Source organism: Nocardia sp. X0981 (assembly GCF_977089955.1).
On sequence record NZ_OZ372435.1, the window covers coordinates 4178296 to 4191229 of the forward strand.

Here is a 12934-nt window from a genome sequence, read left to right on the forward strand (position 1 = left end):
TGAGAGCGGCCCTTCTCGATCAGGTGGGACCACTCAGGCGTGTTCTCCGGTCCCCGCGTAGCTGCCCCATCGGACTTCGGCGATATCGTTGTCCTCGTCGTTGTAGGTCTTCTCGATCCACTCGATGATTTCGTACTCCGCCTTGCGCAAGATCGGTTCCGGTACATCCACAGGGGAGGTCATCTCGACCAGGAAGTACGCTCGATCACTCGGCCCTTGCCCCGGATGTTCTTCTGCCCAGGTCGAATGCATCTCGTAGTCGGACTCGGACTTCTGCTCCAGGCCGACCCGGGCCCGGGCGAACTCCGGTGATTCCATCAGCTCCGCTGCCAGCGCGGTACGGACAGCCTGCGCCTGTGCGGGTGTGCAGTACAGCTGGACGACCAGATAGCTACTCACGCCATCGGTCACTCCGTTATTTCCCAAGTGGTGGCCGAATCACCTTCGGGGACAGCGGGATGCCGCCGATCCTGTCTCATCGACGCTCCCTACTGAGCCACGGTTCCGAACAGAAAGCCTCGGAAGGCCCGCAGGTACTCGTCCAGTTCGTATTGATCGGCGAACCGGGTTCCGGTCGGGTCGAACCATTCGCTCGGCGTCGGGCGCCGCGCGATCATGTAGTCGAGAGCTTCGCGCACCATGTCTCCGTAGACCGGGTCCGTGGCTATGCGTTCGCGCTCTGCACGGGCGAATTTCCGCTTCTGGTCGGCCAGGACCGCGTAGTGCATCGTTACGAGCGGCCACAGCAGACGAGTGATATGCGGGATTTCGTCCCACCACCGTGTCTCCGCGCGCAAGATCTCACTGGCCGTCGTCGGCTCGTAGGAGGGATCGAACGCCCGGTCGGCGCCGCAGGGGCGCCACACAGGCCCGGTCTTCAGGTTCATCGGCGGGTACCAGACGCCTCGCCACACCGGGACTCCGAGAGCGGAACGGTTCACCGGGAGCTCCTGGGCCAGTGATATATCGGCCGTGATGGCACGCACGGGAGGTAACTCCTCGTAGGAGGGAATCAGATCCGCCACCATCGCCAAGCAGTCCCGTTCATCGAAGCCGGTCACGCCCGCGTACGGCGCGGTCCACCAGAGAGCTGTTGCGCGGTCTCGATCGAATTCGATCCAGAACCGCCGCACCGTGGCCATATGTGCCCCTTCCCATGAACCCCGGGCGCCTACCCACGATACCGGCCTCCGATCGGTGCCGGCACTCGATGATCGGTATTCCCCGACGTTCGTCCGCGACTCCAGGCCCACATCCCCGGTCCGGTCGGAAACCTCTCCGTGGATGCCGGCCGAAGTCGTCGACCCCCACTGCGCGGTGCTCGGGCCCGGCGATTTCATCCGTCGGGCTCATGGCGCCCGGAGGCCCGGAGCTCGACTCTTCGTCGTCTGCTGGGTGACGCGGCGCATGCCACCCCCCACTGGGCGCGTTCGGGTTGAACGCCGGCATCGCCGACGCGCACAATCTGGCGTGGAAGCTCGCATACGTCCTACGCGGTGAGGCCGGGCCCGAGCTGCTGGAGAGCTATCACGCCGAACGCCATCCGGTGGCTCTCATGACGATGGAGCAGGCGCGTCTGCGGTTCGACGAACCGTCCCTGCACTGGGGAAGGATATGGCGGCGGCGCGCAAGGCAGCGGGAACTATCAATGCGCCGGTGGTGCACCCGGGTTACCGGTACGGCGGCGCGGAACTCCCCTCCACCGAGGACGTGGTACTCGACCTCGACGGGTCGCCGGGATCCCGACTGCCGCACATGTGGGTGGCCGACGGGGTCTCCACGCTGGACCTCGTCGGATCGCAGTGGTGCGTGGTCACGGCCGACCCCGACGTGAAGGCCGATGTGCCGGCGCGAGGACGGAACGGATGTCCTCTCCGGCCGAGGTGCTGGGCGGGCCTGTCCGCTTCGACGGACAACGCGCGGTGGGGCGGATATCGACGACCAGCAGGTTCGTCGAGTCCTTGTGTCGGCTCGGACACACAGTGGATGTCGGCGCGCACACAGACCCAACGGGCCCGGAGCCGAAGAATCGTGGTCACCGGAACGAACGCCATTCGAAGGAGATTTCTACGTGATGAATGCACGGAAAACGATCGCGGTATGCGCGAGTGCCATCGGAATTACCGCCGGACTGGCGGTTTTCCATCCCGCAACGGCGTCCGCGGCAACGTACGGCGGTCAGTGCGGTAAGGGATATGAGGTGATCGATTCACGCGAGCTCAGGGGCGGCACCGTTTACCTCACCTATAACGGTGAGAAGAACTGCGTCGTCACCGTGCGGGACCGGCCGGGGCAGCCGGTGCGGATGGGCGCCGGGCTGCGGACATCGAAGGATCGCAGCAATGTGATCGTCGATGATGCCCGATACACCGAGTTCGCCGGCCCGGTGAAGGTCGAAGCGAAGGGTGAGTGCATCGACTGGGGCGGTCTCATCGGTGACGACATCTGGCAGGCCTACAAGGTGCATTGCGGCTGAGCGGAACAGGTAGCGGAGTACCGGGGGCGCTGTGCACCGGCCGCCCTCGGTGATTCGGTCCGAGCTGCTCGGCACGGGAGCGCTTTCGCCTCGCGGCTCGTCGGCGAGTGCGTGTATCGGCTCGGACACAGTGAATGCCGGTGCGCACACAGGGCCGACGGGCCCGGAGCCGAAGAATTCGGCTCACGGAAAACGAACGTCATCCGGAGGATTCCATGTCGAGATTCACCACCATGATCAGTACGACTGTCGTCGCGCTCGGCGCTGCCGCTGTTGTGGGCCTGTCCGCGCCCCCGGCTGCGCTAGCGGCCCCGGCGCCGGCCGCGCCGGCGGCACAGGCACCCGTGAGAACACAAGGATGGCTGAAGATCTACGACGGGCCGGCGCCGGACGGTACCGATGCGGTCGAGCTCACCGCGGTCGCCGACCCGGCGGTCGGGCTGCGCGTGACCGACGGTGACGGTCGCTCGCTCTACCGGTTCGACAAGGACACCACCGAACCGTCGCAGTCGAACTGCAACGGCGACTGCGCCGTCACCTGGCCGCCACTGCTGGTGAGCCGGGAGCAAGGACTGTATGTGGTGGGTATCGCCGCGGAACGGGTCGGATTCATCGAGCGTGCGGACGGTTCGTGCCAGATCACCGTCGGAGGCTGGCCGGTGTACTACTTCTCGAAGGATGAACAGCCGGGAGATCTGCGCGGGCAGGGCGTCGGCGGCACCTGGTTCGCCGTCGCACCCACCGGCGGCAAGGCACTCGCGAAGTAGGCTCTCAGCGGGCGGCGTGCACCAGCGCCGCCCGGTCGATCACCGTGATACGACCACGGGTCAAGGCCACGATATCGCGTTGCTGCAAGTCGCGCAGCACCCTGTTCGCCGTGGCCCGGGTGGTTCCTGCCATGGACGCCAGATCTTCCTGATTGAGCCGGATCTCCGCAACGGAATGCGATCCTCCGTAGATGGAGGCAAGGTCGACCAGACGTCGGACGACCCGGGTCTCGACCGGTAGGTACAACGCTTCGAGAACTTGAGCGGAGAGCCGCCGTACCTGAGCGGCCAACGTGGCGATCACGACCCGGTCGATCTCCGGGTAACTCCGGCGCAGTGCCGTCAACTGGGCGCGGCTGAGTGTCAGCGTCTCGGCGTTCTCGACCGCTTCGACGGTCGCGGTACGGCGAGAGCCGCTGTCGAGCACTGCCAGTTCGCCGAACGAGTAGCCGGGACCGAGCATGGTCAACGTCGCGGTGTCACCGAAGGGAGTGGCGACCCGGACGATGAGCCGGCCGGATTTGATCAAATGCAGGCAGTCACCGGGGTCGCCCTCGTGGCAGAGGATTTCTCGGCGTTTGTAACGGCGCGGTGTGCACGTGGCGAGAATTTCGCGCCGCTCCGGCTCGGGTAATCCACGGAGTATCTCGAAATCGGTGGTCACCGTAATCCATCCAACACATAGCAGGTCACCGGTTCGCTCCGGCCTCGGACAGTCACTGTGCCACGGCTGCGTACCTGCGCGCGCGAGCCGAGGTGCGCGTAGGTCGGCGAGCCGATGACCACGGTCCCGGGCTCGGCCAGGCTCTCCAGCCGGGCGGCGAGATTCGTCGTATCACCGATGGCGGTGTAGTTGCGCATCTGCGGGGCGCCGATATTGCCGACCAGCGCCGGACCGGTATTGATCCCGACCCGGAAACGCGGCCAACCGGGATACCGAACTGCCGTTTCGGCGACGACCCGCTGGAGTGCGAGCCCCGCACCGGCCGCCCGCAGCGCATGATCCGGCTGGTGGGTCGGTGCGTTGAACAGGGCCATCACCGCATCGCCGACGAACTGGACGACCGTCCCACCGTAGTCCAGAATCGTCGGCACGATTACCCCGTAATACGTGTTCAACATGTGCACCACGGCTTCCGGAGTCGAAGACTCGGAGAACGGTGTGAATCCCGACAAGTCGGCCATGAGCACACTGACCTCGGCGATCCGGCCGCCGAGTCCGGCCTCGGACGGGTCGGCGATCAGCGCGGTCGCCACCGTGGGCGACATATAGGAGCGGAACAGCCCGTCGATCTGCTGGTACAGGCGGGCATTCTCCAACATGACCGACGTCCGGTCGGCGAACGATCGCAACATCGCGAGCTCGGTATCGGTGAAGCGGCCCCCCGAACGTCGCGCTTCGAGCACACCGGCACGGCGTCCCTTGACGACCAGCGGGAACACCGACGACCGCGGATCGGCCGGACCGCCGTCGGGGAAGACCAGTTCGCGACCTCGGACCAGCCCCAGCCGGAATCGATCCTGTTCGAATGCCTGCGAAACGAGGCACAGCACCTCGTCGAGCAGATCCTGTTCGCCGCGGATCACATTCGACCGCTCACCGATCGCCGCCAGCAGGCCCAGCCGACGGACCTGCTCCCGCTCGCTGCCCAGCGCGTAGGCGCTCTGCTGCAACACCGCGACCTGACGTTCGGTGAGCCCGAATCGCTTGGACAACCGGACCCCGACTTCGCCCAACGGCTCGGTCGAGGCGACACCGCCGTCGGCGCGGGCGTGCAGCGCGTCGACCATCTCGTTCAGGGCGTATGTGTAGTCGCGTTCCAGCCCCGCGATGGTCTGGCGCAGGGTGACGCTGTCGAAGAGCCCGAGAGCCGAACCCTCGCGCCGGAACTGCAGGTGCGTACTGACGGAGATGAGTACGAAGGCAGCCAGCATCAGTACATGCCATTCCCACCACGAGGTATGCCAACTACGACTGAAACCCACGGCGAAAAGCGCCTCGGCCAGCAGTACGAAGGCGGTGAGCACACTGAGCAACACCACGCCTCGCCGGCGCATGTACTGGCGACCGTAGCGGAATGCCGCGGCGAGATAGCACGCCGACCCGGCGAAAGCCACACCGACCAGCGGTCCTCTGGCCTCCGCCGGATCGGGCGCGTGATCCAATGGCGGTAACTGGGCCATCGAGATCACTGCCCACGCCACGAGCAGCAGCGTCGGGAGTGCGGACAATATCCATCCGAAACGATGCAGCCGGCCGGCCGCGGCGGGTCCGAATTCCACCGCCGACGCGAGGGCGGCGATACCGCCGAGCCCCAGACCGACGGGTATCGAATAGACGAAGCCCGCATTAGGAGTGAGCAGTATCACGCCAGGCGTCGCCAACGCGTGCAATCCGAGGAAACCCGCGCTGAATTGGAATGTCAGGGAAACCAGGACCAACCTGGCGTCCCCACGCATCCGGGCGGCCCGGAACAACATAACGCCCAGTGCCGTCGCGATGGCGGCGGTGGTGAGCACCAGCCAGAAATGTGTCCCGTGGTGTTCGTAGTCCGTGTCGAGTTCGGGACGGGCCACCAGCAGCCACAACGCGAGCGCCGGCAGTGCGACATGCCCCAGCCACAGCAGAACCTTGACCTTCGACACCACCCGAACGCTACCGTGCGATCCACCCGAGAAAAACAAGAAGAGCCGATCGGATCGGCGGCCCGCCGGTCTCCGGTGGCAGCGTGCCGCCGCGCACGGAAACACCGACGTCCGGGCCGGGGCGCGTCGTGCGCAGGCCGGGCTCGGCGTGGGGCACCACATCCTGGGGGAACTGCCCCGCCACGTTGCGGTCCTATCCGCGGCGGAACCAGGCCCTGAGCTCGCCGCCGCGGGTGGAGTTCCGCACGATGGGCGACAACATGTCCACCTTCTTCGATCCGGTCGTCCACCTTCTCGATGGCATCGACCTATTCGAATCGCGGGGGTGGGAGCCGGGCGGTATGGTCGAACGGAGTGTCGGCAGCAGGGACACCGAGGAGTGCTGTTCGGTGCGTTCCCGCGCCGTGCTGATCGCGTGAGAGGGGTGGCTCATAGCGTGGGCAGCTACCTGGTCGTTCAGCTGTACTGTACGCCGGTGCAGGCGAACTCCGTGCGCGTAGCCGCCGCGGCCGTGATCGCCGAATACGCGGAGTTCGGTCGGGCCCGGCTCGGGCTGGAGCAGGGGGCCGAGACCGACTACGAGATGCATCTGGACTGGGTCCGGGAACATCCCGGCCGGCCTCCGGATGACCGCGCCTACTACCTAATGGAGATGACCTCATCGGTCGATATACCGGAACCGCTCTTGCGGAAAGCGGAAGACGACATCATCGACTGGATCGGCTCGACCTACAACGACGGTGGCGCCGTGGAGGTCCCCTGGGCGAGTCACGCTGGAACAGGGCTGCAGGCCCTGGACGATACCGCCACCGAACTCCACCGGCGAAACCCGAGCCCGGTCATCACCGGGTCCGGGCGGAGCGGCTCCGGTCGAGGCGAGCACCAGGTGTGATGTCCGGGCGGTATCCGGGCCGTGGCAGACGGTGTCCGGGTCGTTCCGCCGCGGCGGCACGAGTTCGCATTGCGGATCGCCGGCCGGGCTGGTAGGACATACCCGTGCGGCGCCCGGTCCGCCGCTTTCTCGCACACGAAACTTTCGCGGACACAGGGGGATCCGACATGGAACTATGCAGCCTGTTCATCACAGTGGTTATCGTGCTCATCGTCTACTCGCGCTGGGATCGAGCTGTGCACAAGTTCCAGATGCGCTGCGGTGAGTGCCGATACAGTACGGGATGGACCAAGCAGTCGGCGGCCGAGGCGACGCTGGAAGCCCACTACGCGACTCGGCATCCGGGTCTACCTTCGAGAGGATTGGTGGAGTGGCGATAGCGAGTGGACGCGCCCCGCACCTGCCGATACCTCGGACCCGCACCGCGCATGCCCCGGCGAACCGCTGTTCGATCCACCATCGGACCGTCGGATAGGAATGACCCTCTTGCCGTAGCCGGCGGCCGGATGAAACCTTACCGAGCGCGGTCCGGATCAGGGCATACTTCGATACCCGGTCGGGCGCAGTGCGCACCGTCCTGTCGCGGGCCGGGGTATCCCTCCGGAGAGCTACGGGCGAAGATCGCTCGGTAGCGGGATGTGATCGGCCGGCAGCGGAATTTACCGTCGGAAAGTGATCGAAGCACGCGGTTTGACCAAGTACTACGGCCGTCGACGTGCCGTGGAGGGATTGAGCTTCACCGTCGAGCCCGGCCGGGTGACCGGGTTTCTCGGGCCCAACGGGTCCGGTAAGTCGACCACGATGCGATTGATTCTCGGTTTGGACTCTCCTACCAGTGGCTCGGTGTCGGTGGCCGGCCGCAACTACCGAGACCACATCTACCCCTTGCACGTGGTGGGCGCGCTGCTGGACGCGTCCGATGTTCTGCCGTCCCGGACCGCGGCGCAACACCTGGCGTTTCTGGCCGCGAGCAACGGCATTCGACGGAGGCGTGTCGATCACGTACTCGACCTGGTCGGGCTGACCGACGTCGCCGGCCGGCCGGTCAAAGGCTTCTCGCTGGGGATGCGGCAGCGACTCGGGGTCGCCGCGGCGCTGCTCGGCGACCCCGCCGTGCTGATCCTGGACGAACCGGTGAACGGCCTGGACACCGAGGGGATCCGCTGGATTCGTATGATGCTTCGGTCGATGGCCGACGAAGGCCGAGCGGTACTGTTGTCCAGCCACCTGATGAGCGAGACCGAGCTGGTCGCCGATCACCTGTTGGTGCTCAGCCAGGGCAGGTTGATCGCCGACGAGCCGACAGTGCATTTTGTCGGGCGCCACACCGAACCGGTGGTGCGGGTGCGCAGCGCCGGCCTGTCGTCGCTCGCGGGGGCGCTGAACGGCCGCATCGAGATCCGTGGTGATGTCGGCACCGTGCGCGGAGTCCGATCGCGCGAGATCGGGCGCCTTGCTGCCGCACACGGGATCGCCCTGGAGGAACTCACCCCTGTCAGCGAATCGGTGGAAGACGTCTTCACCCGTCTGGTCACCGAGCAGTACCGCTCCGGCCGCGACGGAAGCCGGAAATCGTGATGACGATCCATTCGCAGACGCGCGCAGTGCTCCGTGACCAGATGTCCGCCGAGCTGATCAAGGTGAGTTCGGCTCGCACCTTGTGGGCATTGCCGGTGATGGCGGCCGCCCTCGGTCCGGTGACGGCCTTGTTCGTCGGTCTCACCAGCAGCCTCGACTCGGACGACACCCTCCTCGGCGGCGCGTTGACCGGGCTCACGTTATCGCTGGCGGTGGTCGCGGCATGGGGTGCGCTACTGGTCACCACCGAATACTCCTCCGGTACCATCCGGCCGACGCTCGCGGCGACACCGCAGCGCGCAATTGTCCTGGCGGCCAAAGCGATCGTTGCCGCAGTGATCGGTTCGATGAGCGGACTCCTGGCGACGAACCTCGCCTACCTGGTGGGGCGCATGACCATAGATGCGTCGAAATATGCCCCGGGTGACGTCTTTCCCGGTTTTCTCGGCATCTACTGTTGCTTTCCCGCGGTAGCGCTGCTCGGAGTCGCTGCCGGCTTCACGCTGCGCAGCTCGGTCGGCGCGGTCGCCGTCGTCACCGCACACGTCGTACTTCCGCAACTGTCCGCCGCGCAAGCCTTCGGCGACCTCCACAAATGGACGACGCTCATCGCCCCCAGCGCCGTGGTGGCCAAACTGTCGCAGAATTCCGATGCCGCGCCCGAACTCATGGGCTCGCTCGGCGGTTGGCCGCGATTGGCTCTCGTCCTGGTCGGCATCGCGGGTGCGCTGGTGGTGGCGCGCCGGATCGTGGTTCACCAGGATGCCTGAGAATCTGCCTCATCCGAAGAGACCGCGATGTGCGTCCATACGCTGATTTCGGGCGCGGGCCCGGCGGGCGCGACCTTGGTGATCGATCTGTTCCGCGGGCCGCACACCACCCTGCCCCGCTTCGGCTGCCCGGTTCCGGTGGACACGGTTCCGGGTGCGCGGGCCCGGCAGGTATCCCCGGCCGGATATGTGGCCGCCCGGACACACGCTGAATGCGCCGACACGATGCGATGATCAGTACCTGCGATATGAGCACAATGCCGGGCGCGACATCCACCTGCCCGCACCGCTGACGCTCTGCCACCGAGGGAAACGCATGAGACGAACGCCGCCTCGGCTCTCCGCCGACTGGTCGCGCCCGCTGGAGCGGGCACCGATGGTCGCCCTGGTGGCGACGACAGCCGCCGCCGTATTCGCCATCGTCGTGCACACGCTCGTCTCGGATACCGATCTGTCGGACCAGCAGGCGATCGGCTCGGCACTCGCCCAGGGCATCGCCGTGCTGATCGCGCTCCGCACACCGTGGACGGCATGGACCCTCTCTACCGCCGCGTCGGCTCTCACCTCCATCTGGTCCGGATCCGGCCTGTGGGTCGATGCGATGTTCAACAGCTACCTGATCGTGCTCGGGATCATCGCACTGCGTTCCACCACGCGCGACGCGACGGCGATCTGGGCTGCCACGGCCGCCACCGGGGTCGCCCTCGCGGTCCTGATCCGCCCTGCCGACTGGCTGTCCGCGCTGCCGGCCACGGCACTGCTGACCGGGCTGGTGCTGGTCGCGGGCACCGCCTTACGCGGCCTGGCCGCAGCACAGACGAACCTGCGTCGGCAGCGCGCCGCGACTCAGCGGGAACGCGACCGCAACGCGATGCTCAACGAACGCGCGCAGATCGCCCGCGAACTGCACGACGTCGTCGCCCACCACATGTCGGTCATCGCCATCGAATCCGAGGCCGCCCGATACCGTGACCCCGCCTTGGCACCACAGACCGCTGCCAGCCTGGAGACCATCCGGACCGGCGCGGTGACCGCGCTCGAGGAAATGCGCCACATCCTGGGCGTGTTGCGGTCCGGTGACACCGGTCGGCTGCCGCAACCCACGCTCGCCGACATCACCGATCTGGTCGACTCGGTACGCGCCACAGGCGCCCTCGTCGACCTCGATATCAGCGGCAGCCCCACCGCGCTCCCCGCCGGGCTCGGGCTGTCCGCCTACCGGATCGTGCAAGAAGCACTCAGCAACGCGGTCCGCCACGCACCAGGATCATCCGTGCGTATTCGCATCGACATCACCCTGGAGGAGATCGCCATCCGTATCGACAACGATGCCTCGGCCGAAGCGCGCCCTGCGCCCGGTTCCGGCCACGGGCTGCTCGGTATGCGCGAACGCGTTGCGGGGTTGGGTGGCACCCTGGATACCGGGCCCACCGCAGACGGCGGGTACCGCGTCGCCGTAGCCCTGCCGATTCGGAGCCACCACCGATGACGATCCGCGTAATCGTCGCCGACGACCAGCATCTCGTCCGTGAAGGACTCGCTGTACTCCTCGACGCACAGCACGATATCGAGGTCGTCGCGCAAGCTTCCGACGGCCACCACGCTGTCCTCGAGGTCGAGCGGCACCGACCCGATATCGTGCTGATGGACGTCCGCATGCCCCGCTGCGACGGCATCGAAGCGACCCGGCAGATCACATCCACCGTGTCCGCCACCAAGGTCATCGTGCTGACCACCTTCGACCTCGACGAGTACGTCTACGCCGCGCTGCGCGCCGGCGCATCCGGGTTCCTGCTCAAAGAGACCTCCGCCCGGGATCTCGGGGCCGCCGTCCGTGTCGTCTCCGCCGGCGATGCGCTGCTCGCCCCCTCGGTCACTCGCCGACTGCTCGCCGAATTCACTCGCCGAAGCCCCATTCCGGTTCCGGTCACCGAACGGCCCGCGGCCCTCACCGCCCGCGAAACCGAGGTGCTCACACTCATCGCCCGCGGGATGGCGAACCACGAAATCGCGCGAGCCCTCTTCATTTCCGAGGAAACCGTCAAAACCCACGTCAGCCGGATCTTGGACAAACTCCATCTCCGCGACCGCACACAAGCGGCTATCTACGCCTATGAAACGCGCCTCGTCGATCCCGGGCGAATGTCCGGATGATCCGAACCGCCGGCGTTTCGAGCACGCCGGCCGCGATAGCGGGGCGGTCGATCGCTTCGGTGCGCTATACCCGCGGCCTGTAGCGGCAGAGCGGCCCGGCCGCGGCCTCCGACATCCGTCGTGGGTGGTGCTGTCGAGAACACGCTGGTGTGCCACCTGTTTCACCGGCACTCGGACCGAGAGGCGGGTCGCGCCTGTCGTACTCGTAGGATCGGCGTTTCTGGACCGAGGCGGTACTCGCCGGCATTACGCTGAGGCGATGCGCCCACGGCTCCGTCGGTACTGTGTAGCCTCGCTCACGGTTCTCATCTCGACCGTATTGTGCTGTTCGCACTCCGCCGCCGCACCACACTCCGCCGCGGGGCTACCCCGATTGGGTGGAGAGTTCCTCTGGGGTGTGGCATCGTCCGGGTTCCAGGCCGAAGGTCATGCGCCCGACAGCAACTGGACTCGGTACATCGCGGCGAACCCCGCCTACGACCGTCTCGGGAACTCGGTGGATTTCTACGACCGCTACGAATCCGATATCCGCCTCGCCGCGGACCTGGGCGTGCGGGTGTTCCGGATCGGGGTGGAATGGGCACGCCTACAGCCCGCACCGGGAGTCTGGGACGAACAGGCTTTCCGTTTCTACGATTCGGTGATCGCCGGCATCACCCGGGCCGGTATGCGACCTATGATCACTCTCGATCACTGGGTGTATCCGGGCTGGATCGCCGACCGGGGCGGTTGGCGCAGCCCGACCATCGTCGAGGACTGGCTGGCGAATATGCGTGCCGTCGTCGACCGTTACGCCGACCGGGACCCGCTGTGGGTCACCGTGAACGAACCCGTTGCCTACATCGCCCACGAGGCCGGCCGCGGCAACGCCGACGCCGCCCAGATGCTGGACCGGGTCGCACAGGCGCACAACAGTATCTACGATCATATCCACCGCATCCGGCCGAACGCTCAGGTGACCAGCAACGTCGGCTATGTCGCCGGTGCGGAGGACCGGATCAACGGCGCGCTCGTCGACCGTATCGCAGCCCGCCTCGACTACATCGGCATCGACTACTACTGGGCCTACGACCCCGCGCGGACGATCATCGAATACCTCGGCGGCGCCCTCGGATCCGCGGTCCCGCCCGGCCCGGCGATCTGGGATCTCCCGGTTCGTCTGGAAGGAATCTACTTCGCCCTCCGGCACTATGCCGACCGTTTCCCGGGTAAACCTCTCTACATCGTCGAAAACGGTATGGCCACCGACAACGGGTATCCACGCGCCGACGGCTTCACCCGCAGTGCGCATCTCCAGGACACCGTCTACTGGATCCAGCGTGCCCGCGCCGACGGTATCGACGTGATGGGCTACAACTACTGGAGCCTCACCGATAACTACGAATGGGGCAGCTTCCGTCCCCGGTTCGGCCTCTACACCGTCGACACCACCACCGACCCGAGCCTCACCCGCCGCCCGACCGACGCGGTGGCCACATATACCCGGACCATCGCGGAAGGTGGCGTCCCAGGCGGCTATCGCCCCACCCGCGGCCTGGCGCCCTGCTTTCTCATCGATCCGCCGGCCAGTTGCCTACGCCCCGTTGCCGCACCGTGATGCCATATGGCCGCGCACCGTCTCGGTCGCCGCGGGCGGCCCGAGCGGAAGTCG

At 66.6% G+C, this 12934-nt stretch carries 16 protein-coding genes; 12 read left to right on the forward strand and 4 right to left on the reverse strand.

Annotation, left to right across the window (positions count from 1 at the left end; translation table 11 throughout):
* Positions 1-33 precede the first annotated feature (33 nt).
* Together ACYR7D_RS18760 and ACYR7D_RS18765 are read right to left on the reverse strand one after the other, a co-directional pair.
* A complete protein-coding gene (locus tag ACYR7D_RS18760; RefSeq protein WP_459545823.1) occupies positions 34-399 on the reverse strand; it encodes a hypothetical protein in 366 nt (121 codons plus the stop codon).
* 89 nt (positions 400-488) lie between these two features.
* Positions 489-1142: a hypothetical protein gene (locus tag ACYR7D_RS18765; RefSeq protein ID WP_459545824.1), complete on the reverse strand. Its 654-nt coding sequence runs from the start codon at positions 1140-1142 to the stop codon at positions 489-491.
* Between the two features lie 293 nt (positions 1143-1435).
* Between ACYR7D_RS18765 and ACYR7D_RS18770 the strand changes: the two genes are divergently transcribed.
* The 3 genes from ACYR7D_RS18770 to ACYR7D_RS18780 all read left to right on the forward strand — a co-directional run bounded on the left by ACYR7D_RS18770 (position 1436) and on the right by ACYR7D_RS18780 (position 3243).
* Positions 1436-1834 carry an FAD-dependent monooxygenase gene (locus tag ACYR7D_RS18770; RefSeq protein WP_459545825.1) on the forward strand — a complete coding sequence of 133 codons (399 nt, stop codon included), beginning with the start codon at positions 1436-1438 and terminating at the stop codon, positions 1832-1834.
* Between the two features lie 240 nt (positions 1835-2074).
* Positions 2075-2476, forward strand: coding sequence for a hypothetical protein (locus tag ACYR7D_RS18775; RefSeq protein ID WP_459545826.1), 402 nt, complete (start codon positions 2075-2077; stop codon positions 2474-2476).
* A 215-nt stretch (positions 2477-2691) separates the two neighbouring features.
* Positions 2692-3243, forward strand: a complete 552-nt coding sequence (locus tag ACYR7D_RS18780) for a hypothetical protein (protein ID WP_459545827.1) — start codon at positions 2692-2694, stop codon at positions 3241-3243.
* Between the two features lie 4 nt (positions 3244-3247).
* On the opposite strand, the gene ACYR7D_RS18785 is transcribed toward ACYR7D_RS18780, so the two are convergent.
* Together ACYR7D_RS18785 and ACYR7D_RS18790 are read right to left on the reverse strand one after the other, a co-directional pair.
* On the reverse strand, positions 3248-3907 hold the full coding sequence (locus ACYR7D_RS18785; RefSeq protein WP_459545828.1) for a Crp/Fnr family transcriptional regulator: 660 nt from the start codon (positions 3905-3907) through the stop codon (positions 3248-3250).
* Entirely contained in the window at positions 3904-5889 is a 1986-nt protein-coding gene (locus ACYR7D_RS18790; RefSeq protein WP_459545829.1) for an adenylate/guanylate cyclase domain-containing protein, read from the reverse strand. Before ACYR7D_RS18790 ends, ACYR7D_RS18785 begins: the two co-directional genes overlap by 4 nt.
* Positions 5890-6137: 248 nt before the next feature.
* Between ACYR7D_RS18790 and ACYR7D_RS18795 the strand changes: the two genes are divergently transcribed.
* The 9 genes from ACYR7D_RS18795 to ACYR7D_RS18835 all read left to right on the forward strand — a co-directional run bounded on the left by ACYR7D_RS18795 (position 6138) and on the right by ACYR7D_RS18835 (position 12880).
* Positions 6138-6308: a hypothetical protein gene (locus ACYR7D_RS18795; protein WP_459545830.1), complete on the forward strand. Its 171-nt coding sequence runs from the start codon at positions 6138-6140 to the stop codon at positions 6306-6308.
* Between the two features lie 56 nt (positions 6309-6364).
* Positions 6365-6781 (forward strand): hypothetical protein, encoded by a 417-nt coding sequence (locus tag ACYR7D_RS18800; protein WP_459545831.1) that lies wholly within the window; start codon positions 6365-6367, stop codon positions 6779-6781.
* A 167-nt stretch (positions 6782-6948) separates the two neighbouring features.
* Positions 6949-7161, forward strand: a complete 213-nt coding sequence (locus tag ACYR7D_RS18805; RefSeq protein ID WP_459545832.1) for a hypothetical protein — start codon at positions 6949-6951, stop codon at positions 7159-7161.
* A 292-nt stretch (positions 7162-7453) separates the two neighbouring features.
* A complete protein-coding gene (locus tag ACYR7D_RS18810; RefSeq protein ID WP_459545833.1) occupies positions 7454-8359 on the forward strand; it encodes an ABC transporter ATP-binding protein in 906 nt (301 codons plus the stop codon).
* Entirely contained in the window at positions 8359-9129 is a 771-nt protein-coding gene (locus ACYR7D_RS18815; protein WP_459545834.1) for a hypothetical protein, read from the forward strand. Before ACYR7D_RS18810 ends, ACYR7D_RS18815 begins: the two co-directional genes overlap by 1 nt.
* A 27-nt stretch (positions 9130-9156) precedes the next feature.
* Positions 9157-9363 (forward strand): hypothetical protein, encoded by a 207-nt coding sequence (locus ACYR7D_RS18820; protein ID WP_459545835.1) that lies wholly within the window; start codon positions 9157-9159, stop codon positions 9361-9363.
* 82 nt (positions 9364-9445) lie between these two features.
* Positions 9446-10618: a sensor histidine kinase gene (locus ACYR7D_RS18825; protein WP_459545836.1), complete on the forward strand. Its 1173-nt coding sequence runs from the start codon at positions 9446-9448 to the stop codon at positions 10616-10618.
* Entirely contained in the window at positions 10615-11283 is a 669-nt protein-coding gene (locus tag ACYR7D_RS18830) for a response regulator (protein WP_459545837.1), read from the forward strand. Before ACYR7D_RS18825 ends, ACYR7D_RS18830 begins: the two co-directional genes overlap by 4 nt.
* A gap of 259 nt (positions 11284-11542) precedes the next feature.
* On the forward strand, positions 11543-12880 hold the full coding sequence (locus tag ACYR7D_RS18835) for a family 1 glycosylhydrolase (protein WP_459545838.1): 1338 nt from the start codon (positions 11543-11545) through the stop codon (positions 12878-12880).
* Positions 12881-12934 lie beyond the last annotated feature (54 nt).

Coding starts and splice junctions, on each gene's coding strand:
- ACYR7D_RS18780 (WP_459545827.1), top strand. CDS start 2,692: ATGTCGAGATTCACCACCATGATCAGTACGACTGTCGTCGCGCTCGGC.
- ACYR7D_RS18795 (WP_459545830.1), top strand. CDS start 6,138: ATGGGCGACAACATGTCCACCTTCTTCGATCCGGTCGTCCACCTTCTC.
- ACYR7D_RS18775 (WP_459545826.1), top strand. CDS start 2,075: ATGAATGCACGGAAAACGATCGCGGTATGCGCGAGTGCCATCGGAATT.
- ACYR7D_RS18830 (WP_459545837.1), top strand. CDS start 10,615: ATGACGATCCGCGTAATCGTCGCCGACGACCAGCATCTCGTCCGTGAA.
- ACYR7D_RS18825 (WP_459545836.1), top strand. CDS start 9,446: ATGAGACGAACGCCGCCTCGGCTCTCCGCCGACTGGTCGCGCCCGCTG.
- ACYR7D_RS18815 (WP_459545834.1), top strand. CDS start 8,359: ATGACGATCCATTCGCAGACGCGCGCAGTGCTCCGTGACCAGATGTCC.
- ACYR7D_RS18765 (WP_459545824.1), bottom strand. CDS start 1,142: ATGGCCACGGTGCGGCGGTTCTGGATCGAATTCGATCGAGACCGCGCA.
- ACYR7D_RS18805 (WP_459545832.1), top strand. CDS start 6,949: ATGGAACTATGCAGCCTGTTCATCACAGTGGTTATCGTGCTCATCGTC.
- ACYR7D_RS18835 (WP_459545838.1), top strand. CDS start 11,543: ATGCGCCCACGGCTCCGTCGGTACTGTGTAGCCTCGCTCACGGTTCTC.
- ACYR7D_RS18820 (WP_459545835.1), top strand. CDS start 9,157: ATGTGCGTCCATACGCTGATTTCGGGCGCGGGCCCGGCGGGCGCGACC.